Source organism: Flavobacterium laiguense (assembly GCF_003097655.1).
Taxonomy (GTDB): Bacteria; Bacteroidota; Bacteroidia; order Flavobacteriales; family Flavobacteriaceae; genus Flavobacterium; species Flavobacterium laiguense.
In genome coordinates this window covers 121,659-145,436 of the sequence record NZ_QCZH01000001.1, presented here as the reverse complement: position 1 = coordinate 145,436, position 23,778 = coordinate 121,659, and the positions used below count along the sequence as shown (strand labels likewise).

Below are 23,778 nucleotides of genomic sequence, written 5' to 3'. Positions count from 1 at the left end.
AATATTCAATATAAAATATATACGATGAGAATAGCAGTTGTAGGCGCTACCGGAATGGTTGGCGAAATAATGTTGAAAGTATTGGCAGAAAGAAATTTTCCTGTAACCGAATTAATTCCTGTTGCCTCTGAGAAATCAGTAGGGAAAGAAATTGAGTTTCAAGGAAAAAAATACAAAGTGGTGGGTATGCAAACTGCCGTTGATATGAAAGCGGATATTGCTTTGTTCTCTGCAGGAGGAGAAACATCATTAGAATGGGCACCAAAATTTGCAGCTGCAGGAACTACCGTTATTGATAATTCTTCGGCTTGGAGAATGGATCCAACCAAGAAATTAATTGTTCCGGAAATCAATGCTGGAGAATTGACAAAAGAAGACAAAATCATTGCGAATCCAAATTGTTCTACCATTCAAATGGTATTGACTTTGGCACCGTTGCATAAAAAATATAACATCAAACGTGTCATTGTTTCGACTTACCAATCTATTACTGGTACTGGTGTAAAAGCAGTTCAACAGTTCGAAAATGAGTGTGCAGGTGTTGAAGGAGATATGGTTTACAAATATAAAATCAACAGAAACTGTATTCCACAATGTGATAGTTTTGAAGATAACGGATACACCAAAGAAGAAATGAAATTGGTTCGTGAAACTCAAAAAATATTAGGGGACAAAACTATTGCCGTAACAGCAACTGCTGTGCGCGTGCCTGTTGTAGGTGGTCATAGTGAAGCGGTAAACGTAGAATTCACCAATGATTTTGATGTTGCTGAAGTGAGAAACATTTTGCACCATACTGATGGTGTCGTTGTACAAGATAATTTGGATACTTTCACCTATCCAATGCCTCGCTATGCTGAAGGGAAGAATGACGTTTTTGTGGGTAGAATTCGTCGTGACGAAAGCCAAGCAAACACTTTAAATATGTGGATTGTTGCAGATAACTTGAGAAAAGGAGCAGCAACCAACACCATTCAAATTGCTGAATATTTGATAGCAGCAAAATTGGTTTAATCCATTTTTAGATAATTAAACAGAAACTACAACTTTAAACAGTTGTAGTTTTTTTGTTTTATTACCTTTGTAGGGATGAAAAGAAAACAGCTCATACTTAATTTTTCTTTGGTTGTTGCAGTATTGTTCTCAATAGTGTTTCAGTCGGTGGACAGTATTGGCCATTTACAAGAAAAGTTTTCTCAAAAAGAATGTCATCACACCTATAATTCAAGTTCTGAATTTACCCATCAGCATCACAATTTTGACCATTGTTATGTTTGCCAATTTGGATTAAGCAGTTTTATAACCCCAATCAATTATTCCCCTGCATTCTTCGCTGGGAATTGGAAAATCCCCTATTTCTTTGTAAACCCTGAATCTGTTTTTTCGTTTTCGGGTAGTTTGTATTCCCATCGTGGCCCCCCAAATTGTATTTAAATAATCTAGTTTATTGGATTATTTAGTTTTAAAATAAGCTCATCTGCGGACAATTTTATTAAGAGATTTTGTCGGTAATTTTAGTATTCACAAAAACATTTCCAAATCATTTGCCGCTTTTTTATTAAGTACATTGATTGGGAACAATACAATTATTCATATATGAAACGATATATATTGGCTCTATTGCTGGGTCTCACCACTTTTTTACAGGCACAAAATTCGATAACGGGAAAAGTAACCGATTCCAAAAACAATCCTTTGTCAGGAGTTACCGTCGATGCATCTGAATTGCATAAATCAATAAAGACAGATAACAACGGTATTTATACCTTGACAGCACTTCCAAATGGGAATTTAACGCTTGTGTTTTCATTCATAGGGTTTGCGACTCAAAATAAAAAGATTGAAAAAATTCAAGATACACAGACATTAGATGTTATTCTGGATGAATTGGCTTTTCAAATGGATGAGGTTATTGTGTCTACTCCTTTCTCCAAATTGCAATCCCAAAATGTGATGAAAGTAGATCGCGAAAGTATCAAATCGATGCAAGAAAAAGGGAATGCTACTTTGATAGAAGGATTGGCCACCATTCCGGGAGTTTCTCAAGTTTCTACGGGAACTTCAATAGGGAAACCAGTAATCCGAGGATTGAGTGGAAACAGAGTTTTGGTTTACACCCAAGGAATTCGATTAGAGAACCAACAGTTTGGGGGTGAACACGGTTTAGGGTTAAACGATGCAGGTGTAGAGAGTGTCGAGGTGATAAAAGGCCCCGCTTCTTTGCTTTATGGTTCTGATGCATTGGGAGGAGTTTTATTTTTTAATCCTGAAAAATTTGCTTTGGCAAATACTTTTCAAGGGGATTTTGGGCAACGATTATTTTCGAATACGCTTGGAAGTAGCACTACTTTGGGATTGAGAATATCTACCGATAATTGGAAATATTTGATCCGTGGTGCTTACAACACCCAATCCGATTATAAAATTCCAAATGGAGACCGTGTGACCAATACGCGTTTTCAGGAAATGGATTTCAAAGCTGGAATTGGGTATAGCAATGCTAAGTTTTCGAGTGTTTTGAGATACAACTACAACAATTTGGATTTAGGGATTCCAGAGGGAGGTGTTGCAGATCAAACTACATCCAAAAAGACGACTTATCCCAAACAAGGCGTTTTCAATAATTTACTCTCTTTGAATAATACACTGTTTTTTAGCGATTCAAAATTGGATGTGAATTTAGGCTATATCCAAAATGACCGTAGTGAGTATGAAGATAGTGATGTTGCGGTTTTGCACATGATTTTAAATACATTTGATTATAATGTCAAATACTATTTGCCAAAGTTTGGTAAAGTAGAAACGATTGTTGGTGTTCAAGGAATGTCTCAGGAAAATGAAAACCGAGCCGACGAGTTTTTAATTCCAAATGCAACAACAAATGATTTTGGCGTTTTTGGAACTGGGATTTATGACTGGGGTTCTAATTCATTGCAAGCAGGATTTCGCTTTGACTACAGACACTTAGTTTCTGAAGAGAATGGAATCGTTGGTGAAGAAGGATATTTTGAAGCACTCGACAAAAAATATGATAGTTTCAATGCCTCTTTGGGGTACAAAACCAATTTCGCAAAGGATTTGACTTTTCGATTGAATGCAGCTACAGGTTTTAGAGCGCCAAATTTGGCTGAGTTGTCTTCGAATGGGGTTCATGAAGGCACTTTTCGTTATGAAGTTGGGAATCCTAATTTAAACACCGAACAAAATTTGCAAACCGATTTGGATTTGGAATATAAAAGCACTCATTTTGAGTTTAGTGTGAGTGGATTTTATAATCATATTAACGATTACATTTATTCGTCACCATCTGGTGTAGAAAATGATGGATTTCAGGTATATGATTACATTCAAAACAATGCCAATTTGTATGGAGGAGAAGTCGCTTTGCACATTCACCCGCATCCTTTAGACTGGTTGCATTTTGAAACGAGTTTTGAAACCGTTACCGGTAAATTGCAAGATGGAGGGTATTTGCCTCAAATTCCGGCGAACAATTGGGACAACACCATAAAAGCCGATTTTGTAATTGGAAAATGGCTTCAAGAAGGATTTACTACTTTGAACATTTCTACTACTTTTAGCCAAGATAAAGTAAGCGGATATGATATTTCCTCGGATGGTTATACGTTGTTGAATATGGGTTTTGGAGGTAAAGTAAAACTAGGTAAAACTGCTTTCGACCTAAACTTGAATGGGAATAATTTATTGAACAAAAGGTATATTCCTCATTTGTCTCGCTTGGCAAGTGATGGAATACCCAATCTAGGAGTCAATTTTGTTTTTGGAGTAGCGTTTAAATTCTAAAGAGAAGTTTATCGAAAAATAAAACCCCAATAACAATCAGTTATTGGGGTTTTATTTTAATATTCAATTTTTCCGATATGCCTCATTATCCGAACAATTTTAGTTTTCCTATTGTTGATATAGGATGAAGAACTCGTGGCCTTATATTTTCTGGGATTGGGTAATATAGCGGCGATACCGGCAGCTTGGGTCATTGTTAGGCTTGACGCATCTTTTCTATACCAATGTTCTGTTGCCGCATAAGCTCCATATACTCCGTCACCCATTTCGATACTGTTGAGGTAGACTTCCATAATCCGTTTTTTGCCCCAAACAAGTTCTATTAAAACCGTAAAATAAGCTTCCAGACCTTTTCGAACGTAACTTCGGCCTTGCCAAAGAAAAACATTTTTGGCGGTTTGTTGGGATATGGTACTTCCTCCTTTTATCTTCCGACCTCTTTCATTGCTTTTGTAGGCTTTTTGCATGGCGATAAAGTCAAAACCATTGTGGGTCAGGAAAGTTCCGTCTTCACTGGCTATCACTGCTTTTTGCAAATTCATGGAAATTTTCTCGATGGGTTCCCAATTATGACTGTAATAGTTTTCTTTTCCGGCAGCTTTGTTTTCAAAATAACGCATTACCATTAAAGGGGTAAATGGTACGGGTACGAATTTAAAAAGCACTACAAAAAACAATGAAATCCCAAAAAACCACATCAAGGCTTTCAGTAGAAACCATTTTACTTTGGACATGAAGCTCCCTGAGTCTTTTTTGACTGGTTTTTTTGTTGTCTTTTTTGGGGTTATTCTGGTTGCCATTTTATACTAAATCTGCTAATTCGGTTCCGATTAAACTGCCTATTGCCACGCCCATTCCGCCTAGTCGAACGCCACAGTAAACGTTCTCAGACAGTTGCGTTACTATTGGTTTTTTGCTGTTCCCAATGCCCATAATCCCACTCCAACGATGGTCGATTTTGACATCATGATTTGGTAAAATTACTTCTTTTAGTAAGTCTTCCAATCTTTTTTGTATAATTTCTGTTTGACCAAATTCGGTTGTAGTTTCCGTTTCAAAATCTAGATTTCGGCCTCCGCCAAGTAATATGCGATCTCCAATATTTCTAAAATAATAATAGCCTTTGTCTAAATGAAACGTGCCCTTGATGTCTAAATTAGGGATGGGTTCAGTGATTAAAACTTGAGCTCTTGCTGGTTTTACGGCACCTTTGGTTAGTTCATTGGCAAAACCATTGGTGGCAAACAACAATTTTTTAGTAGTAAAACTAAAATCTCCCAACGCTACTTCAACAGTGTTTTGGTTATCCAAAAAGGAAGTGACGGTTTGTTGATTCAGAATTAAAATATCTTTGGCAATGGCTTGTTTTAATAAGGCTTGCATCATATTTCCAGTGTCAATTTGAGCTTCAAATGGATTGAAAATTAAATATTCGTGAATGCCTCTAAAGCCAAAACGATCCACTTCTTTGGCAAATACTTCGGCTTTAAAAAGTGGTTTTAAGATTTCGTTCACAAAAGATAATTTGTTCGAACATTCGGCATAACTGCTTTCATCGTCCCTTAAAAACAGCTCGTAACCGCCAAAGGGTTTAAAATCAATTGTGGTATCTCCAAGACGTTTCCTTAATAATTGTAAGCCGTTCCATCTTTTTTGGATAAGTTGGATAACTTCTTCCTCGGTATGTGATTTTAAATCATCAATGATTTCAGAAAGGCTTCCAAAGCAGGCAAAACCGGCATTTTTTGTACTGGCTCCATGAGGTAGCATTCCTCTCTCTAAGATTAGAATTTTTTTCTCAGGAAATTTTTCCCGTAACCGTAGCGCTGCATGCAAGCCTACAATTCCGCTTCCCACTATGGTGTAGTCTACATTTGTAAACCAGTTTTTTAATTCCCAATAACTTAGTTGCATCAGATAAATTTTTTATAAAATTAATATTTTTTTGATGCTATATCCAATAACACAAATTTTTTAATATGAATTTAATAAGATATGAATTAATGTTTAATTGATAAATAACCCTTGTGAAATTCATCCTTGCGAACTTAACCGTAACTATAATTTAACACAAATTAAGATTAATTTGTTATATTATTAACTAAAGTATGGAATTAGTTATATATTTGGCTGTTAAATAATTAACCAAATAACCAAACCAATTATGAAAAAAAACCTACTTTCAATGGCATTAATTGCCATGACGAGTTTTTCCTTTGCCCAAGGTGGGGCCTTATGGAAAGCGACAACGGTAAAAAACAGTTCGGCCGTTTCTCGAAACAAATTAGAACTAAAAAGTCCAAAACTATACGCATTGGATGTCATTGAACTGAAAAAGGCATTGGCAAATGCATCAAAAAGAGGAGATGTTTCAAAAAAATCTAGTACAGTCGTAGCATTCCCTAATGCTGATGGAGGTTTAGATAATTTTAGAATTTATGAAATGTCTAACATGGATCCGGCTTTGGCGGCTAAATATCCAGAAATTAAATCATATGTTGGACAAGGAATAGAAAACAGATCATCCACAATCTATTTCAGTGTTTCGCCACTAGGTTTGCAAACTATGACCATCAATGCAGATAAATCAGCTGTTTTTATCGAGCCTTACACAACCGACTTGTCCACTTATTCTGTCTACAGAAAAACAGACAAAGCCGCTTCATTAAATAAATTTGAGTGTCGATTGATTGAAACAGCAAAAACAGATTTAAAAACCAGCAGACTCACGAACAGACCCAATGCCGACGATGGTAAGCTAAGAACTTTCCGTTTGGCCATGTCTGTTACCGGTGAATACACCACCTATTTTGGAGGAACAAAAGCACTGGCTGTGGCAGCAATAAACAATACAATGACACGTGTGAATGGTGTTTTTGAAACTGATTGTGGTGTTCACATGAATCTTATTGCCAATACTGACCTGGTAATTTACACCAATGCATCAACTGATCCCTATTCAGTTGCGTCAACCGGTTCCGGCGGTGCTTGGAACACAGAATTACAAAACACATTAACTTCCGTTATAGGCAATGCCGCTTATGATATTGGGCATTTATTTGGTGCTTCTGGTGGTGGTGGAAACGCAGGTTGTATCGGCTGTGTTTGTGTTGATGACACTTCAAGTACGACTGATAAAAATAAAGGAAGTGGATATACTTCTCCAAATGATGGGATTCCTCAAGGAGACAATTTTGACATTGATTATGTGGCTCACGAAATGGGTCATCAGTTTGGCGGAAACCATACTTTTACTCATAGTAATGAAGGAACCGGCGTTCAAATGGAACCTGGAAGTGGCTCAACTATCATGGGATATGCAGGCATAACATCTGTTGATGTTCAACCGCATTCTGACGCTTTTTTTCACGCTGTAACCATTCAACAAATAACCAATAATATTAAAGCGAAAACGTGTTCTGTTAACATTACAACAGGAAACGCAGTTCCAACTGCAAGTGCAGGTTTGGATTACACAATCCCAAAAAGCACTCCTTTTATGCTAACAGGAGCTGGAACCGATGCTAATGGAGATGTTCTTACTTACAATTGGGAGCAAATGGACTCTCAAACTACGTCAGCCGCACCAAGCGCAACAAAAACTACTGGAGTGAATTTTAGATCTTATAATTCTTCGACTTCACCTACAAGATATTTTCCTCAAATGGTTTCCGTATTAACTGGTGCAACAACGACGGCAGGAACAGAACTTACGGTAGAGGCGTTATCTTCAGTTGCCAGAACATTAAACTTTAGAGTTACCGTTCGTGATAATCACGCTGGCGGGCCTGCAAACAATAGTGATGATGTGATAGTTACGGTAAATGCTACTGCTGGACCATTCGCCGTTAGTTCACCAAATACTGCCGTTTCTTATGTTGGCGGAAGTTCACAAACTGTAACTTGGGCTGTTGCAGGAACAACTGCAAATGGTGTAAATTGTGCCAATGTTGATGTTCTATTATCTACCGATGGTGGTTTGACATTCCCAACTACATTATTGGCTGCAACTCCAAACGACGGAACACAAGCAATTACTATTCCTAATACTGCTGGAACGCAAAACAGAATTATGATTAAAGGAACAAATCATATCTTTTTTGATGTTTCAAACGCTAACTTTACAATTACAGCAGGCTCTACAGACACAGTTGCACCATCAGCTCCATCAGCTTTAGCTGCTTCTGGAACGACTCAAACGACAACTAATTTGTCTTGGACTGCTTCTACAGACAATGTTGCTGTGACTGGATATGATGTTTATCAAGGAGCAACTTTATTAGGTACAGTAACAGGTACTACTTATAATGTAACTGGATTAACCGCTTCAACAGCTTATTCTTTCTCTGTAAAAGCAAAAGACGCAGCCGGGAATATTTCTGCTTCAAGTAATGTAGTAAATGTTACTACGCTAGCACCAGTTGTTGATACAACAGTACCTACTGCACCTACGGCTTTAGCAGCTTCTGGGACTAGTGCTACAACTACAAATTTATCGTGGACTGCCTCTACGGATAATATTGGTGTAACTGGTTATGATGTTTATCAAGGTGCTACTTTGACAGCAACTGTTACTGGAACAACTTATGCTGTAACTGGATTAACAGCTTCAACGGCTTATACTTTTTCAGTAAAAGCAAAAGATGCTGCCGGAAATATTTCTGTTGCAAGCAATGTTGCAAATGTGACTACTTCAGCCGTAACGCTAACTTATTGTGCTTCTCAAGGAAATTCAGCAGCAGATGAATTAATTGGAAGAGTTCAATTTGGAACGATCAATAATGCTTCAACAGGAGGAACTGGTTATACTGACTTCACAGCCATTTCAACAAATGCAACTCTAGGAACAGCTAACACCATTACTATTACTCCAACATGGACAGGTACTTCTTATCCAGAAGGCTATGCTGTTTGGATTGATTATAATGCCGATGGTGATTTTGCTGATGCTGGAGAGCAAGTTTGGACAAATGCGGCCTCTACTACAACTCCTGTAAGTGGTTCATTCACAATTCCTGCTACAGCTACTTTAGGTACAACAAGAATGAGAGTTTCCATGAAATACAATGGAGTTCCAACTTCTTGCGAAGCTTTTTCTTATGGTCAAGTAGAAGATTACACGGTAAATCTTATTGGGGGAGCTGCAGATACTCAAGCTCCAACCGCTCCAGCCGCCTTAACAGCATCTGGAACTGCTCAAACTACAACTAATTTGTCTTGGACAGCTTCTACGGATAATGTTGGGGTAACAGGTTATGATGTTTATCAAGGTGCTACTTTGAAAGCAACTGTAACTACTACAACCTATTCTGTGACTGGATTGACAGCTGCAACGGCTTATACTTTCTCTGTTAAAGCAAAAGATGCTGCCGGAAATATTTCTGCTTCAAGTAATGTTGTTAATGTTACAACTTTAGGTTCTTCGGTGACTTATTGTACTTCTCAAGGTAACAGTGTTGCTGATGAGAAAATAGGTAAAGTTCAACTAGGAACAATAGTGAATACTTCAACTGGAGGAACTGGTTATACAGATTTTACAAGTGTTTCAACGAATCTAACGCTTGGAACTGCGAACACTATTACAGTTACACCAGCATGGACCAGCACTGCTTACAGCGAAGGCTATGCTGTTTGGATTGATTACAATCAAGATGGTGATTTTGCAGATGCAGGCGAAACAGTTTGGACAAAAGCTGCTTCTACAACAACACCTGTTTCTGGGACATTTACTATTCCTGCTACAGCTACTTTAGGGACAACAAGAATGAGAGTTTCTATGAAATATAATGGAGTTCCTACTGCTTGTGAAGCTTTCTCTTATGGTCAAGTAGAAGATTATACTGTGAACATTGCTTCTGGAGCTAAAGAATCTGAAACATCTAGAACTGAAACATCTAGAAATAGTATAACAGATATTAAATTATATCCTAACCCAACATCTTCAATCTTAAATGTAACTTCAGTATCTGAAAACGCTACATTTAGAGTATATAATCTATTGGGTCAAGTGGTTGTAAATGGCAAATTATCAGATGGTTCAATTAATGTTTCTAACATTAATGCAGGTAGCTATATTTTAGAAATTACTGATAAAGAAACAACTTCGATAAAACGCTTTATTAAAAAATAATAAATAAGAATCTATTATTCCTTCCTCATTCTGGATAAGGGTGAGGTTAGGAAAAATTAAAACTAAAAACTATCTCAATCGAGGTAGTTTTTTTTTGGTCTAAAATCATTACTTTTAAAACCAAATAAAATCAATTATTTATATGAAAAAAATACTGTTTTTAACACTGATAATGATGAGTTTAAACGCAATGGCGCAAAATGTAATGACACCAGAATTGCTATGGAAATTGGGAAGAGTAACACCTTTGGGCATTTCAAAAGACAAAAAAAATATTATTTACAAAGTTTCGACTCCCTCGGTTGCCGAAAATAAATCGGATTCGAAGTATTTTTCAATTCCTGTAAATGGTGGAAAAGCAACTGAAATCTCGGATTATAAAACTCTGATAAATGATAAAAATATTTCTTCAGACGGGAAATATATAGTTTACAATGAAGAGGTGAAAATTGACAATGTACATGGTAAAGATTTCTATCCAGAATTGGAGAAATCAAATGTTCAAATCTATAACGGGTTAGATTATCGCCATTGGGATACCTGGAACGAGGGGAAGTTCAATCACGTTTTTTATAAAGAAAATAAAGAGGGATCCGTTGGAATAGATATTCTAAAAGGGGAAAACTTCGACAGTCCCCAAAAACCTTTTGGAGGAGACGAAGATTATATTTGGTCTCCAGAAGGTAAAAGTATTCTGTATGTATGCAAGAAAAAAGCAGGGACTCAATATGCTATTTCTACCGACACCAACATTTATGAATACAATCTTGAAACCGGAAAAACCATCAATAGAACCGAAGGGAATCTAGGATATGACACTGCGCCTCAGTTTTCGCCTTCTGGTGATTTGACATGGTTGCAAATGAAACGCGATGGTTATGAGGCCGACAAAAACGATTTAATAGTTAGTTTCAAAGGTTTGAAAATGAATCTTACGGCCAATTGGGACGGAACAGTGAGTAGCTTCAAATGGAGTAATGACGGGAAAAAGATTTATTTTATAGCTCCAATTGATGGGACATTACAACTATTTGAGGTTAACTTTCCAGGTTTAACAAAAATTGCGATTAGTGTAAGACAAATTACAAAAGGTGATTTTGATGTACATGATTTGGTTGGTTTTTCTGGAGATGACTTTATTGTAACCAGAACCGATATGAATCATGCTGCTGAGATTTTTTCTTATAATGTAAAGAAAAACACTTGGAAACAATTAACTAATGTAAATACTGCAACGTATGCAACATTAGCTTTAAGCAAAACAGAAAGACGTTATGTAACGACTACGGATGGTAAAAAAATGTTGGTTTGGGTAATATTACCTCCTAATTTTGATACAACCAAAAAATACCCAACCCTGTTATTTTGCCAAGGTGGACCACAATCCCCTTTGACACAATCGTATTCTTTCCGTTGGAATTTTTCATTAATGGCTGCAAACGGTTATGTTGTAGTAGCGCCAAACCGTCGTGGAATGCAAGGTCATGGTGTAGAATGGAATGAGCAAATCAGTAAAGATTGGGGAGGACAAGTGATGAACGACTACCTTTCGGCTATTGATGATGTGGCAAAGGAAAAATATGTAGATGCTTCACGTTTAGGTTGTGTTGGTGCCAGTTATGGTGGATATTCCGTGTTTTATTTAGCGGGTATTCATAATAATAGGTTTAAATCATTCATTGCACATGATGGGGTTTTTAATACTCAAAGTATGTTTGGAACCACAGAAGAAGTTTTCTTCAATAATTGGGATTTTGGTGGTGCTTATTGGGAGAAAGATAATGCAGCTGCCCAAAAAACATATACGACTTTCAATCCTATAAATTATGTACAGAATTGGAATACTCCAATATTGATTATACAAGGTGGAAATGATTTTAGAGTGGCTATTGGTCAATCACAAGAAGCTTTTCAAGCAGCGCAACTTCGTGGAATAAAAAGTAGATTTTTGTATTTTCCAGAAGAGAACCACTGGGTGTTAAAACCTCAAAATGCACAAGTTTGGCAAAAAGAATTTTACAAATGGTTGAAAGAAACGTTGTAAAACATCAATTTGTTAATAATTTAGCAACCATAATGTAACAAAATTGTTTTTTTTGTTACTTATTGTAAAAACCAAAAATATATTTAAAGATGTACAAATTTCCAATTAAATCCCTTTTTATTGCAACAGCTTTAGTTGTTGGTGTAAATACAATGACAGCCCAAGACGGATTAGTCAATTCATTAAAAGTAAACGCTAGTGAAAAAAGCGCAGAAAGCTTTAAGTTTACAGATGTAATCAACTTGGCTAACACTTCTGTAAAAAATCAAGGGTCTTCGGGAACTTGTTGGAGTTATTCTACCAATTCATTTCTAGAATCTGAAATGGTTAGAATGGGAAAACAACCCGTTGAATTATCTCAAGTTTTCTCTGCTAGAAATGCCTATGTTGAAAAAGGGAAAAACTATGTACGTATGCATGGTGCCGTAACACTTGGTGATGGTGGAGAACTGCATGATGTTACTAATATGTATAAAAAATATGGAGCCGTTCCTCAAGAGGTTTATACGGGATTGAATTATGGTACATCCAAAAATAAGTTTGCAGAAATGGCCGCTTTGACGGAAGCTATGTTGGCTGCGATTGTGAAGAATCCAAATGGAGAATTAACTCCAAATTGGGAAAAAGCGTATGCTGCTGTTATTGATTCGTATTTGGGTCAAGTTCCGGAAAATTTTACATATAAAGGGAAAAGTTATACTCCTAAAACTTTTGCTAAAGAAGTGGTAGGAATTAATCCTGATGAGTATGTTGAGTTTGCCTCTTATTCTAATGCACCTTACTATGAGAAAACTATGATGATGGTTCCGGACAACTGGTCTTTTGATTTGGTTTATAATGTAAAAATGAATGATATGACAACAATCATTGATAATGCCTTAAAAAACGGATATACGGTTGCTTGGGCATCGGATGTGAGTGAGAAAAGTTTTAGCTGGAAAAATGGAGTTGCTTATGTGCCAACAAAAAAGTTTGATGACATGAACGCCGAAGAAAAAGAAAATATGTTCAACGGTCCAAAACAAGAATTGGAAATCACCGAAGAAATTCGTCAAAAAGCATTCGATAATTACCAAACTACAGATGATCATGCTATGCATATTGTTGGAATTGCCAAAGATCAAATGGGTAAAGAATATTATATTGTGAAGAATTCTTGGGGAGCTACAAATGACTATAAAGGATATTTGTATGTGAGTAAGAATTTCGTAAAATACAAAACAACTTCTTTAATGGTTAATAAAGGGGGAATTCCTGCTGATATTGCTAAGAAAATAGGAGCGTAATTATTGTCTCTTTCAATTATAAAAGCCTGCCTTGTTGATTCAAGGCAGGCTTTTTTGTTTTGAATTGCCTCCGGCTAAAGCTCAATGTCATTAAGGATTTCTTGCTATGCTTTTCCTAAATCTAGTTCTCGCAAAGACGCGAAGGCACAAGGTAAACAGTTCTGAACTTTGCGCCTCCGCGTCTTTGCGAGAAACAATAAAGCTTAACTTTTTAACTGGAGGAATGAAATTGTATGTAGTATGGAATGGCTTTAGCCAAAATCTCTGTATTATTTGGCTAAAGCCAATTTGAGAATACAATCTTTTATCCTCCAGCTAAAGCTACAGGCAATTCATATACGGGTTTGTGGCACGTCTAAATGGCTTTTGAAAATGAATTGCTTTTATGAAGTGCAACCGCTTTATATGGGACAAAAAAAATCCCATTCAGTTCAGAATGGGATTTTTCATTTGATTTATTCAGGATCATTCATTTTAAAAGTATCCATAAAAGCGGTGGTATAATCACCTAAGATATATCTAGGGTCATCCATCAATTGTCTGTGAAACGGAATGGTTGTTTTGATACCTTCAATAACAAATTCATCTAATGCTCTTCTCATTTTACTAATAGCTTCTTCACGAGTTTGGGCTGTAGTAATTAATTTTGCAATCATTGAATCGTAATTTGGCGGAATCGTATAGCCTGAGTACACATGTGTGTCTAGACGTACACCGTGACCACCTGGCATATGAAGTGTAGTAATTTTTCCTGGTGAAGGTCTAAAGTCATTGTAAGGATCTTCAGCATTAATACGACATTCAATAGCGTGTAATTGTGGCAAATAGTTTCTTCCAGAAATTGGAACGCCAGCTGCTACAAGGATTTGTTCACGAATTAAGTCGTAATCAACAACTTGTTCTGTGATAGGGTGTTCTACTTGGATACGAGTATTCATTTCCATGAAGTAAAAGTTTCTGTGTTTGTCAACCAAAAACTCAACAGTTCCTGCACCTTCGTATTTAATGTATTCAGCAGCTTTTACGGCTGCTTCCCCCATTTTAGTACGCAATTCTTCTGTCATAAAAGGCGAAGGAGTTTCTTCGGTCAATTTTTGATGACGACGTTGAACTGAACAGTCTCTTTCTGAAAGATGGCATGCTTTACCGTAAGAATCACCAACAACTTGAATTTCGATATGACGAGGTTCTTCGATTAGTTTTTCAAGATACATTCCGTCATTTCCAAAAGCGGCAGCAGATTCTTGACGAGCTCCTTCCCAAGCTTTTAATAAATCTTCGGCAGCCCAAACAGCTCTCATTCCTTTTCCTCCACCTCCGGCAGTTGCTTTCAGCATGACAGGATATCCGAATTTATTGGCTAATTCTGCAGCTTGTTCAAAGGATTCTAAAATCCCAACTGAACCAGGAACGCAAGGAACACCAGCTTCAATCATAGTTGATTTTGCAGAAGCTTTATCACCCATTCTGTCAATCATTTCTGGGGATGCACCTATGAATTTTATGTTGTGCTCTTGGCAAATTTTAGAAAATTTCGCATTTTCAGACAAGAACCCGTATCCAGGATGAATTGCATCTGCATTTGTAATTTCGGCAGCAGCAATAATATTGGACATCTTTAAATAAGATAAGTTACTAGGAGGTGGTCCAATACAAACGGCTTCATCTGCAAATTTCACATGTAAACTTTCGGCATCAGCAGTAGAATAAACAGCTACTGTTTTGATCCCCATTTCTTTACATGTTCGAATAACACGAAGTGCTATTTCCCCTCTATTGGCTATTAGTATTTTTTTAAACATATTTTTTAAAATTAGATAATTAGACAATTTAGATAGTTAGACAAATGGATGATAGACAAATGATTTTTGATAAAATCTGAAATCTAAACCCTGAAATCTAAAATCTAAGATCTAAAATTAAGACGGATCTACTAAGAATAAAGGTTGGTCAAATTCTACAGGAGACATGTCGTCTACTAATATTTTTACAATTTTACCAGATATTTCAGATTCAATTTCGTTGAATAACTTCATCGCTTCAATAACGCAAAGTACATCTCCTTTTGCGATAGTGCTACCTACTTCTACAAACATAGGTTTGTCTGGAGATGGTTTTCTGTAAAAAGTACCAATGATTGGTGATTTTATGGTGATGTAGTGTGCGTTTTCTGCAACAGCAGGTGTTTCTGGAGCTGCAACTGCAACTGGCGCAATTTGTTGAGGAGCTACGGCTTGTTGAAGAGCGCCTTGAGCAGGCATATGTTGTACATAAGTAGTCTCTGTGCTTCCTTCTAAAGTTGTTCTGATGGTGATTTTAACATCATCCATTTCTAATTTTACTTCTGCAACACCTGAATTTGCTACAAATTTGATTAGATTTTGAATTTCTTTTAAATCCATAATTATTTTTTTTTAGTTTAAATTATTTTTTATCGTAAGCCCATGTTAGGTAAATGGATCCCCAAGTAAAACCACCGCCAAAAGCGGCAAAAATGATAGTGTCTCCTTTTTTGAATAAATGCTCAAAATCGTATAGCACTAAAGGTAAAGTAGCTGATGTGGTGTTTCCGTATTTTTCAATATTCATCAATACTTTATCGTCTTCCAGATTCATTCTGTGGGCAGTAGCATCTATAATACGTTTGTTTGCTTGATGTGGAACCAACCAGTTTACATCGTCATTGGTTAAATTATTTCTTTTTAGAATTAATTCACTCGCATCGGCCATGTTGGTAACTGCGTATTTAAAAACGGTTTTACCATCTTGAACGATATTGTGCAGATTGTTGTTTACCGTTTCAAGAGAAGTAGGAAGGATAGATCCTCCTGCGGAGATTTTTAAGAAATCACGACCAACACCATCACTACGTAAGTATTCATCTTGTAACCCGTAACCTTCGTAATTAGGTTCAAATAATACGGCACCGGCACCATCACCAAAAATAATACAGGTAGAACGATCCTTGTAATCGACTATTGAAGACATTTTATCGGCTCCAATAAGTAATACTTTTTTGTATCTTCCAGACTGAATATAGGCAGCAGCGGTTGACATTCCGTATAAAAAGCTAGAACAAGCGGCTTGCAAATCATAAGCAAAAGCATTGGTAGCACCTATTTCGGTAGCTACATAAACACCTGTGGAGGCTACTGGCATATCTGCTGTTGCAGTTGCCATGATTATCATATCTATTTCTAGGGGATCAATATTCGCTTTGGATATTAAATCTTGTGCGGCTTTTATAGCTAGAAATGAAGTTCCCTTGTCTATATCTTTAAGGATTCTTCTTTCTTTAATTCCTGTGCGAGAAGTTATCCATTCGTCATTAGTGTCGACCATGGTTTCCAGTACTTTATTCGAAAGAACAAAGTCTGGAACATAACCTCCAACTGCGGTAATTGCGGCTGTAATTGTACTCATTGAATGCGATTATTTATTATCAAATGTTGCCATTTGAAAAATTTTTAAAAGACTTTAAAATTACAATAAAAAAACTAAACTACTTGTGTTAGTGTTTCTTAATTTACGGTAAATTATAAACAACAAAAAAAACTCTCACATGGTGAGAGTTCTAGTATTATTTAGAAAAATGTATTATGCAAGAGCTACAGATTTATCTATAACAACTTGTCCTCTGTAGTACATTTTACCTTCATGCCAGTAAGCTCTGTGGTATAAATGTGCTTCTCCAGTGATTGGACAAGTAGCGATTTGAGCTACGGTAGCTTTGTAATGTGTTCTTCTTTTATCTCTTCTAGTTTTCGAGATTTTTCTCTTAGGATGTGCCATTTTACTATATTATTTATCCGTTAATAGTTGCTTTAATTTGTCCCATCGTGGGTCAATATTTTCTTCTTTTTCTTCTTTTTTCTTTTCTTTCTTTTGTTCTTTAATTGTCAGTTCATTCAGTTTTGTCAAAGCTTCTGTTTTCAAACTTCCATCTTTGATTCCTGGATGTACTCGTTTTAGTGGTATAGAAAGCACTATCATTTCGTAAATGTACTGAGCGATGTCTATTTCAAATTCACCAAAGGGTAAAATTAATAACTCTTCGTTGTCATTATTGAAAACCTCACCAAATCGAACAATTAGTTTCATATTCCCTTTTATAGGCATATCAAAATCTTCATTTGTAAGATCGCACGGGGTATTTATAGTTCCAACATGTTTGAAACTTAGCTCTAACATGCTGCTTTTTTTTTCTAAAACTACATTTACTCTGATGTCTGAATTTTGAAATTCATTATAATCAAAGATTTCAAAGAACGCATTATTTATTTGATACTCAAATTTATGTTTCCCTAGCTTCAATCCTACGAAAGGAATTACATATTCTTTAGTCTTGCTCATTTCAACAACAATTTGCCCTAAACTTCGGGAGTGCAAAGATATAAAATTATTGTAAATCTAATAATGTTATTCACCTTTTTTTGTTTATAACTGTTTTTCTTTTGTTTTTAGGGGCTTTTGGCTTATTTCTGCATATTGATTTCTTGAATTATAGATGTCAATTGCAAGATAAACCGCCTCTTTGAAGGAATTATAGTCGGCTTTATTTTTTCCGGCGATATCATAAGCAGTTCCATGATCTGGTGAAGTTCTAATTTTATTTAGACCAGCAGTATAATTTACTCCATTGCCAAACGAAAGTGTTTTGAATGGTATTAATCCTTGATCGTGATAAGTTGCTATAATTGCATCGTATTTTTCGTATTGATTGCTTCCGAAAAAGCCATCAGCAGCAAATGGGCCAAAAACTAATGTTCCTTTTTCGAATAATTTCTTTAATGCGGGTTTTAAAATAACTTCATCTTCGGTGCCAATTACGCCGCCGTCACCGCAATGTGGATTTAAGCCCAAAACCGCAATTTTGGGTTTGTTGATGCTGAAATCCTGAATCAAAGATTGTTTTACGGTCTCAATTTTTTTGAAAATCAGTTCTTCTGTTAGGTGTGATGCTACTTCGTTAAGAGGAATATGATCTGTTAATAGTCCAACTCTTAAATTGTCTTGAACCATTAGCATCAATGCATCACCTTCTAATTCTTGGTCTAAATAATCGGTATGACCCGGAAATTTGAAAGTATCTGATTGGATGTTGTATTTGTTTATCGGAGCCGTTACCAATACATCGATAATGCCTTCTTTTAAAGCCTTGGTTGCGGCAACGAAAGATTTTATGGCATATTGGCCTGATTTTTCATCGTTTGTTCCAGGATTTAAATCTATCCCTTCTTTCCAAAGATTGAATACGTTAACTTTTCCTATTACAATTTGGTCTAATTTATCGATACCATGAAGTGCTACCGAAGACTCGAAATTTTTTCTAATAAAGGAGAGTATTTTTACATTGGCAAAAATAACTGGGGTGCAAAGTTCTAACATGCGAGGATCCTCAAATGTTTTAAGAACTACTTCGCTTCCAATACCGTTTAAATCTCCTATTGAAATCCCAACGATTATATTTTCTGCTTTTTTCATAATATTCTCTAGTTATTTATTGCTAATTTTGAAGTGCAAATTTAGTAAAATAAAACAAGAAATGTTTACAGGAATTATAGAAACCCTCGGTATTGTTCAAGAGGTTAAAAAAGAGCAAGATAATATTCACGTTACGATTGATTCTTCAATTACAGGAGAGCTGAAAATTGACCAAAGTGTGGCTCATAACGGAATATGTTTGACAGTCGTGGCTATTGCAGATCATCATTATACGGTAACGGCAATAGGGGAAACGATTAAAAAGACGAATCTTTCCTATTGGGAGGTTGGAGATAGTGTAAATCTTGAAAGAGCGATGAAATTGGGAGATCGCTTAGATGGTCATATTGTGCAGGGACATGTGGATCAAATAGCTACTTGTGTAGCTGTTGAAGAGACTAAAGGTAGTTGGCTTTATACTTTTGAATATGATTCGGCTTTACAGAATATTACTATTGAGAAAGGGTCTGTTACGGTAAATGGGGTGAGTTTGACGGTGGTGAATTCAGGGGTGGCTAATTTTAGTGTTGCTATAATCCCTTATACTCATGAGCATACTAATTTTAGGGATTTTAGGGTTGGTACAAAAGTAAATTTGGAGTTTGATGTTATAGGGAAGTATGTTTCTAGGTTGTACGGTACTGCTAGATAAAAATTGAGTTATGTAAAAAGAGATAAAAAGCCAATTTAAATTGGCTTTTTATTTTTTTGAACGTGTTTGTAAATAATATATATGCCAAATAATAGGGCGATGAGTAGTAGCATGTTGATATTTTCGTTAATTGGTCCGTCTGGAGGTGTTTCGTCGCCTGGTTCGGGAGGGGCTTGACAATAAACATTTATCCCTGTAAGAAGGAGTAGGGTGTGAAGGGTGGTATTTGAGGCATTAGTCTTCATTGTTTTTTTTAAGCTATATATCAATTGTACTTGATGGCAGCAAAATCGTTTGGTTTTAAAAACACCTGACTTTTTAAAGTTTGATTAGTAAAGTTAAAGATATAATTATTGAAGAGCAAATGCTTGTTGGGATTATATTTTGTTTTTAACTTAAAAAATAGATTTTTATAAATTTACAAGGTATATACTTACTAAAATATTGAGAACAGGTTGTTGTTCTGTGTTTTTAACTGTATTTGCCTGTAGGAATATTAAATTAAAAAACAGCTTCGTTTCTGTAGAAAAAAATAAACCCCTCGATATCAGTTGATATGAGGGGTTTTAAATTGTGGTCCCACCTGGGCTCGAACCAGGGACCACCTGATTATGAGTCAGGTGCTCTAACCAGCTGAGCTATAGGACCGGTTAAGAGTTTGCAATATTACTACAATTATTTTATTGTTACAAGTATTTTTAGGGTAGATTTTGAGATTATTTATGGAATTTGACTAAACTGTTTCAAAAACCACTGATTATGAATTGACTAAATTTTTAATTTTGTTTATTTTATTTCTTGACACAATTCAATTAGTACGCCATTGGTGCCTTTTGGATGTAAAAAAGCGACTAATTTATTATCGGCTCCCTTTTTTGGGGTTTCGTTTAGGACTATGAAACCTTCTGATTTGAGGCGTTCGATTTCGGAAAGGATGTCTTCTACATCAAAAGCGATGTGATGGATTCCTTCTCCTCTTTTTTCGAGGAACTTGGCTATGGGACTTTCGGGATTGGTGGCTTCCAGAAGTTCTATTTTGTTGGGTCCATTCATGAAAAAGGATGTTTTTACGCCTTCACTGGCGACTTCTTCTTGTTTGTAGGCTGGTGCGCCAAAGAGTTTTTCGAATAATAAGTTGGAGACTTCCAAGTTTTTGACTGCGATGCCGATGTGTTCTATTTTTCTCATGGTGTGATGTTTTGTTTTTTTAAATATTTCCAAAAAAGAACTATTGCTTCTCTTTAGCCCTGATGGAGGGGAAAATCCTTTTTATTCCGATTTTTTTTCGGAATAAAAAGATTGGAATGACAGCAGGAACTTTGCCTCCTGAAAAAGCCTAATTTTCTGCTCCTAAATCATAAAACAAATATAAAAAACTTTATGAGTTTATGACTTTGTAAGGTGGTCTCTTAAAAAAATAGTATTTTTGCACTATGGAAACAAATAGACAGAAAAAAATAGGCGGGGTTATCCAAAAAGATTTGGTTGACATTTTGCAAGGTGAAGTGAGAAAAAATGGAATTACGAATTTGATAATTTCAGTATCCAAAGTTATTGTAACTACAGATTTGTCTGTGGCGACGGTGCATTTAAGTATTTTTCCTCAGGAAAAGGCGAAGGAAACATTGCAAGCAATCAAGACGAATTCGACTTTGATTAAGCACGATTTATCGCAAAGAGTACGTTTGCAATTGCGTAAAGTTCCTAATTTGGTTTTCTTTATTGATGATTCTTTGGATTATATCGAGAAGATTGACAACGCATTGAAAAACCAAGAAAATCCGATAGAAAATAGAGATTTGTTGGATAAACGCAGATTTCAATAAAATTTGAATTTTCCTCTTTACATAGCCAAGCGGTATATTTTTAGCAAAAGCAAAAATAATGCTATCAATATTATTAACCGTATTGCCAGTATGGGGATTATTGTGGGGGCCATGGCATTGTTTGTTGTGCTCTCGGTTTTTACGGGGTTGAAGGAATTTAGTCTTTCGTTTACGAATGATATTGACCCCGATCTTAAAATAAGCAGCACGCTTGGAAAATCTTTTTTTATTGTACCAGAACAGGAAAAAGAGATTAAAAAAATTGAAGGTATTGCATCTTATTCTAAGGTTATTGAAGAAAGGGTGTTGTTTACTTTTAATGGAAAACAAGAGGTTACTTATCTGAAAGGTGTTGATGCTACTTTTAACACCGTTAGCGATTTTAATAAAAAATTATACAATGGGCAATGGTTAAAACCGGATACTTATCAAGTGGTGGTGGGATACGGAATTGCTCAAAAGTTTTCGATGGGTTTGCTTGATTATAATAATGCCTTAGAGGTTTTTGTCCCAAAACCAGGAAAGGGCGCTATTGAAAATCCGGCTCAGGCGTTTAATTCGACGGATGTTTTTCCGGTTGGAATTTATGCGATCAGTGAAGATTTGGATTCTAAGTATGTGTTTGCCGATTTGGGTTTGGCACAAGAATTATTGGAATACAAAACCAATCAGATTTCGAGTCTTGAAATTAAATTAAAACAAGGAGCCGATGAAGGTGCTGTTGTCGGTAAACTTCAATCGATTTTCAAGAATAAAATTACCGTAAAAAATAAGGAGCAACTGAATGAGGCTTTGTATAAAATGCTAAACACCGAGAATATAGCGGTGTATTTGATATTTACGTTGGTGATTATAGTGGCACTTTTCAACTTGATTGGTGCGCTTATCATGATGATTTTGGATAAAAAAGGAAACCTAAAAACTCTTTTTAATCTAGGGACGGACATCAAAGATCTGAGAAATATATTCTTGCTGCAAGGGACTTTATTGAGTGTTTTTGGAGGAATTATTGGTTTGTTGTTGGGAATTGGATTTGTATTGTTACAACAACAGTACCAATTGATTATGATAACTCCTACACTGGCTTATCCAGTAATTTTCACACTGGAAAATGTACTAATTGTTATGGCGACGATTGTTACTCTTGGTTTTATTGCTTCGCTGATTGCGAGTAGTCGAGTGAGTAAGAAGTTGTTGGACTAAGATTTTAGATTGCTTCGCCAATTCGCAAAAGCTCGGGTGTTGATTAAGGATTTTTGATTTAAAAAAAACAAAACACGAATTCCACTAATTTACACGAATTAATTTGTGTAAATTAGTGGAATTCGTGTTTAAGCTTTTAATTTTTAAACAACCTCATATCCAGCATAAGATTCTTCTATCTCATTCAAAACAGCAAATAATTCTTCGGGATGATCTAGAGTTACTAATTTTTGTTTGAAGGGTTTAAAAGAATGGATCCCCTTAAAATAATTGGTGTAATGGGGTCTTGTTTCAACAATACCGAGTCTTTCTCCTTTCCATTCCATTGCCCAAGTGAGGTGATTTCGAACTGCTTCGACTCTGTCGGCAACAGTTGGTTTTGCTAAATGTTCGCCTGTTTTGAAGTAATGTTTGATTTCGTTGAAAATCCAAGGATAACCAATGGCGGCACGACCAATCATAATTCCGTCGATACCGTATTCATTTTTATATTGTAATGCTTTTTCGGGAGAGTCGATATCGCCATTTCCAAAAATAGGCATTGTGATTCTTGGGTTGTTTTTGACACGGGCAATATGCGACCAGTCAGAATGGCCTTTGTACATTTGGGCACGAGTTCTGGCATGGATGCTTAAAGCGGCGACACCAATGTCTTGCAAACGCTCGGCTACTTCGTCTATATTTATGGAATTGTCATCCCAACCTAAACGGGTTTTCACGGTAACAGGTAAATGTGTACTGTCAATAACGGCTTGAGTCAAGCGAATCATTAAATCTACATCTTTCAGAACTCCGGCACCGGCGCCTTTGCAAACGACTTTTTTGACAGGGCAACCAAAATTAATATCTATTAAATCTGGGTTTACGGTAGAAACTATCTTGGAGGAAAGCGCCATAGCTTCTTCGTCTCCACCAAAAATTTGGATTCCTACGGGTCTTTCGTAATCGAAAATGTCTAATTTCATTCGGCTTTTGATGGCGTCACGAATAAGACCTTCACTGGAAATAAATTCAGAATACATTAAATCGGCGCCGTGTGTTTTGCACAATCTGCGAAAAGGAGGGTCGCTCACATCTTCCATAGGTGCTAACAGTAGGGGGAATTCGGGTAATATAATGTTGCCAATCTTGATCATCGTCCTTTATTTTTTGCAAAATTACAACTTTTAGATGAATAGATAATAGATGGATAGATAATAGACTGATAGATAAAAGATAAAAGAAGGTTAAATAAACTCATTAGTTTAGGATTTTGAGACTTTGAAACTGTTTATTTTAGACTATATTTGCAGATTAATTGTCGTTAAAGCGATATGTGTGAGGGATAGTAGTGGAAATCCTTTTCCTTT

General features: G+C 36.1%; 20 protein-coding genes, 1 tRNA gene and 1 pseudogene. 10 read left to right on the top strand and 12 right to left on the bottom strand.

Features of this window, described 5'->3' with window-relative positions:
* Nucleotides 1-24: 24 nt before the first annotated feature.
* The 3 genes from DB891_RS00670 to DB891_RS00660 all read left to right on the top strand — a co-directional run bounded on the left by DB891_RS00670 (nt 25) and on the right by DB891_RS00660 (nt 3,804).
* The gene (locus DB891_RS00670; RefSeq protein ID WP_116759566.1) at nt 25-1,014 is read left to right on the top strand and encodes an aspartate-semialdehyde dehydrogenase; all 990 of its coding nucleotides are present in this window, start codon (nt 25-27) and stop codon (nt 1,012-1,014) included.
* A 75-nt stretch (nt 1,015-1,089) separates the two neighbouring features.
* Complete coding sequence (locus tag DB891_RS00665; RefSeq protein WP_116759564.1) at nt 1,090-1,434, top strand: hypothetical protein; 345 nt, start codon at nt 1,090-1,092, stop codon at nt 1,432-1,434.
* Nucleotides 1,435-1,596: 162 nt separating this feature from the next.
* Nucleotides 1,597-3,804 carry a TonB-dependent receptor gene (locus tag DB891_RS00660; protein WP_116759562.1) on the top strand — a complete coding sequence of 736 codons (2,208 nt, stop codon included), beginning with the start codon at nt 1,597-1,599 and terminating at the stop codon, nt 3,802-3,804.
* 56 nt (nt 3,805-3,860) lie between these two features.
* On the opposite strand, the gene mtgA is transcribed toward DB891_RS00660, so the two are convergent.
* Entirely contained in the window at nt 3,861-4,604 is a 744-nt protein-coding gene (gene mtgA, locus DB891_RS00655; RefSeq protein ID WP_116759560.1) for a monofunctional biosynthetic peptidoglycan transglycosylase, read from the bottom strand.
* 1 nt (nt 4,605) lies between these two features.
* Nucleotides 4,606-5,718 (bottom strand): NAD(P)/FAD-dependent oxidoreductase, encoded by a 1,113-nt coding sequence (locus DB891_RS00650; protein ID WP_116759558.1) that lies wholly within the window; start codon nt 5,716-5,718, stop codon nt 4,606-4,608.
* 250 nt (nt 5,719-5,968) lie between these two features.
* On the opposite strand from DB891_RS00650, the pseudogene DB891_RS00645 reads away from it, so the two are divergent.
* The 4 genes and pseudogenes from DB891_RS00645 to DB891_RS00635 form a co-directional block, all read left to right on the top strand.
* Nucleotides 5,969-8,933 (top strand): annotated as a pseudogene (locus DB891_RS00645) (reprolysin-like metallopeptidase); the annotation flags it as partial.
* A 2-nt stretch (nt 8,934-8,935) separates the two neighbouring features.
* Nucleotides 8,936-9,934: a GEVED domain-containing protein gene (locus DB891_RS18000; protein ID WP_449404073.1), complete on the top strand. Its 999-nt coding sequence runs from the start codon at nt 8,936-8,938 to the stop codon at nt 9,932-9,934.
* Nucleotides 9,935-10,076: 142 nt separating this feature from the next.
* Nucleotides 10,077-11,978, top strand: coding sequence for a S9 family peptidase (locus tag DB891_RS00640; RefSeq protein ID WP_116759556.1), 1,902 nt, complete (start codon nt 10,077-10,079; stop codon nt 11,976-11,978).
* An 89-nt stretch (nt 11,979-12,067) separates the two neighbouring features.
* Nucleotides 12,068-13,264, top strand: a complete 1,197-nt coding sequence (locus tag DB891_RS00635) for a C1 family peptidase (protein WP_116759554.1) — start codon at nt 12,068-12,070, stop codon at nt 13,262-13,264.
* Between the two features lie 455 nt (nt 13,265-13,719).
* Here DB891_RS00635 and accC read toward each other — a convergent pair whose 3' ends face one another.
* The 6 genes from accC to pdxA form a co-directional block, all read right to left on the bottom strand.
* Nucleotides 13,720-15,066 carry an acetyl-CoA carboxylase biotin carboxylase subunit gene (gene accC / locus DB891_RS00630; protein ID WP_116759552.1) on the bottom strand — a complete coding sequence of 449 codons (1,347 nt, stop codon included), beginning with the start codon at nt 15,064-15,066 and terminating at the stop codon, nt 13,720-13,722.
* A 117-nt stretch (nt 15,067-15,183) separates the two neighbouring features.
* Nucleotides 15,184-15,666 (bottom strand): acetyl-CoA carboxylase biotin carboxyl carrier protein, encoded by a 483-nt coding sequence (gene accB, locus DB891_RS00625; protein WP_116759550.1) that lies wholly within the window; start codon nt 15,664-15,666, stop codon nt 15,184-15,186.
* 22 nt (nt 15,667-15,688) lie between these two features.
* The gene (locus DB891_RS00620) at nt 15,689-16,687 is read right to left on the bottom strand and encodes a beta-ketoacyl-ACP synthase III (RefSeq protein WP_116759548.1); all 999 of its coding nucleotides are present in this window, start codon (nt 16,685-16,687) and stop codon (nt 15,689-15,691) included.
* A 174-nt stretch (nt 16,688-16,861) separates the two neighbouring features.
* Nucleotides 16,862-17,056, bottom strand: a complete 195-nt coding sequence (rpmF, locus tag DB891_RS00615) for a 50S ribosomal protein L32 (protein WP_022828950.1) — start codon at nt 17,054-17,056, stop codon at nt 16,862-16,864.
* A gap of 9 nt (nt 17,057-17,065) precedes the next feature.
* A complete protein-coding gene (locus DB891_RS00610; RefSeq protein ID WP_116759546.1) occupies nt 17,066-17,617 on the bottom strand; it encodes a YceD family protein in 552 nt (183 codons plus the stop codon).
* A gap of 84 nt (nt 17,618-17,701) precedes the next feature.
* The gene (gene pdxA / locus DB891_RS00605) at nt 17,702-18,751 is read right to left on the bottom strand and encodes a 4-hydroxythreonine-4-phosphate dehydrogenase PdxA (RefSeq protein ID WP_116759544.1); all 1,050 of its coding nucleotides are present in this window, start codon (nt 18,749-18,751) and stop codon (nt 17,702-17,704) included.
* Between the two features lie 58 nt (nt 18,752-18,809).
* Between pdxA and DB891_RS00600 the strand changes: the two genes are divergently transcribed.
* Complete coding sequence (locus DB891_RS00600) at nt 18,810-19,400, top strand: riboflavin synthase (protein ID WP_116759543.1); 591 nt, start codon at nt 18,810-18,812, stop codon at nt 19,398-19,400.
* A 35-nt stretch (nt 19,401-19,435) separates the two neighbouring features.
* On the opposite strand, the gene DB891_RS00595 is transcribed toward DB891_RS00600, so the two are convergent.
* From DB891_RS00595 to mce, 3 genes are all read right to left on the bottom strand, one after another.
* Complete coding sequence (locus tag DB891_RS00595) at nt 19,436-19,645, bottom strand: hypothetical protein (protein ID WP_116759541.1); 210 nt, start codon at nt 19,643-19,645, stop codon at nt 19,436-19,438.
* Nucleotides 19,646-19,974: 329 nt separating this feature from the next.
* A tRNA-Ile gene (locus DB891_RS00590) sits at nt 19,975-20,048 on the bottom strand.
* Nucleotides 20,049-20,186: 138 nt separating this feature from the next.
* Entirely contained in the window at nt 20,187-20,588 is a 402-nt protein-coding gene (gene mce, locus DB891_RS00585) for a methylmalonyl-CoA epimerase (RefSeq protein WP_116759539.1), read from the bottom strand.
* 245 nt (nt 20,589-20,833) lie between these two features.
* On the opposite strand from mce, the gene rbfA reads away from it, so the two are divergent.
* Nucleotides 20,834-21,226, top strand: coding sequence for a 30S ribosome-binding factor RbfA (gene rbfA / locus DB891_RS00580; protein ID WP_116759537.1), 393 nt, complete (start codon nt 20,834-20,836; stop codon nt 21,224-21,226).
* A 3-nt stretch (nt 21,227-21,229) separates the two neighbouring features.
* The gene (locus DB891_RS00575) at nt 21,230-22,429 is read left to right on the top strand and encodes an ABC transporter permease (protein WP_116759535.1); all 1,200 of its coding nucleotides are present in this window, start codon (nt 21,230-21,232) and stop codon (nt 22,427-22,429) included.
* Between the two features lie 143 nt (nt 22,430-22,572).
* Here DB891_RS00575 and dusB read toward each other — a convergent pair whose 3' ends face one another.
* Nucleotides 22,573-23,565 carry a tRNA dihydrouridine synthase DusB gene (gene dusB, locus DB891_RS00570; protein ID WP_116759533.1) on the bottom strand — a complete coding sequence of 331 codons (993 nt, stop codon included), beginning with the start codon at nt 23,563-23,565 and terminating at the stop codon, nt 22,573-22,575.
* Nucleotides 23,566-23,778 lie beyond the last annotated feature (213 nt).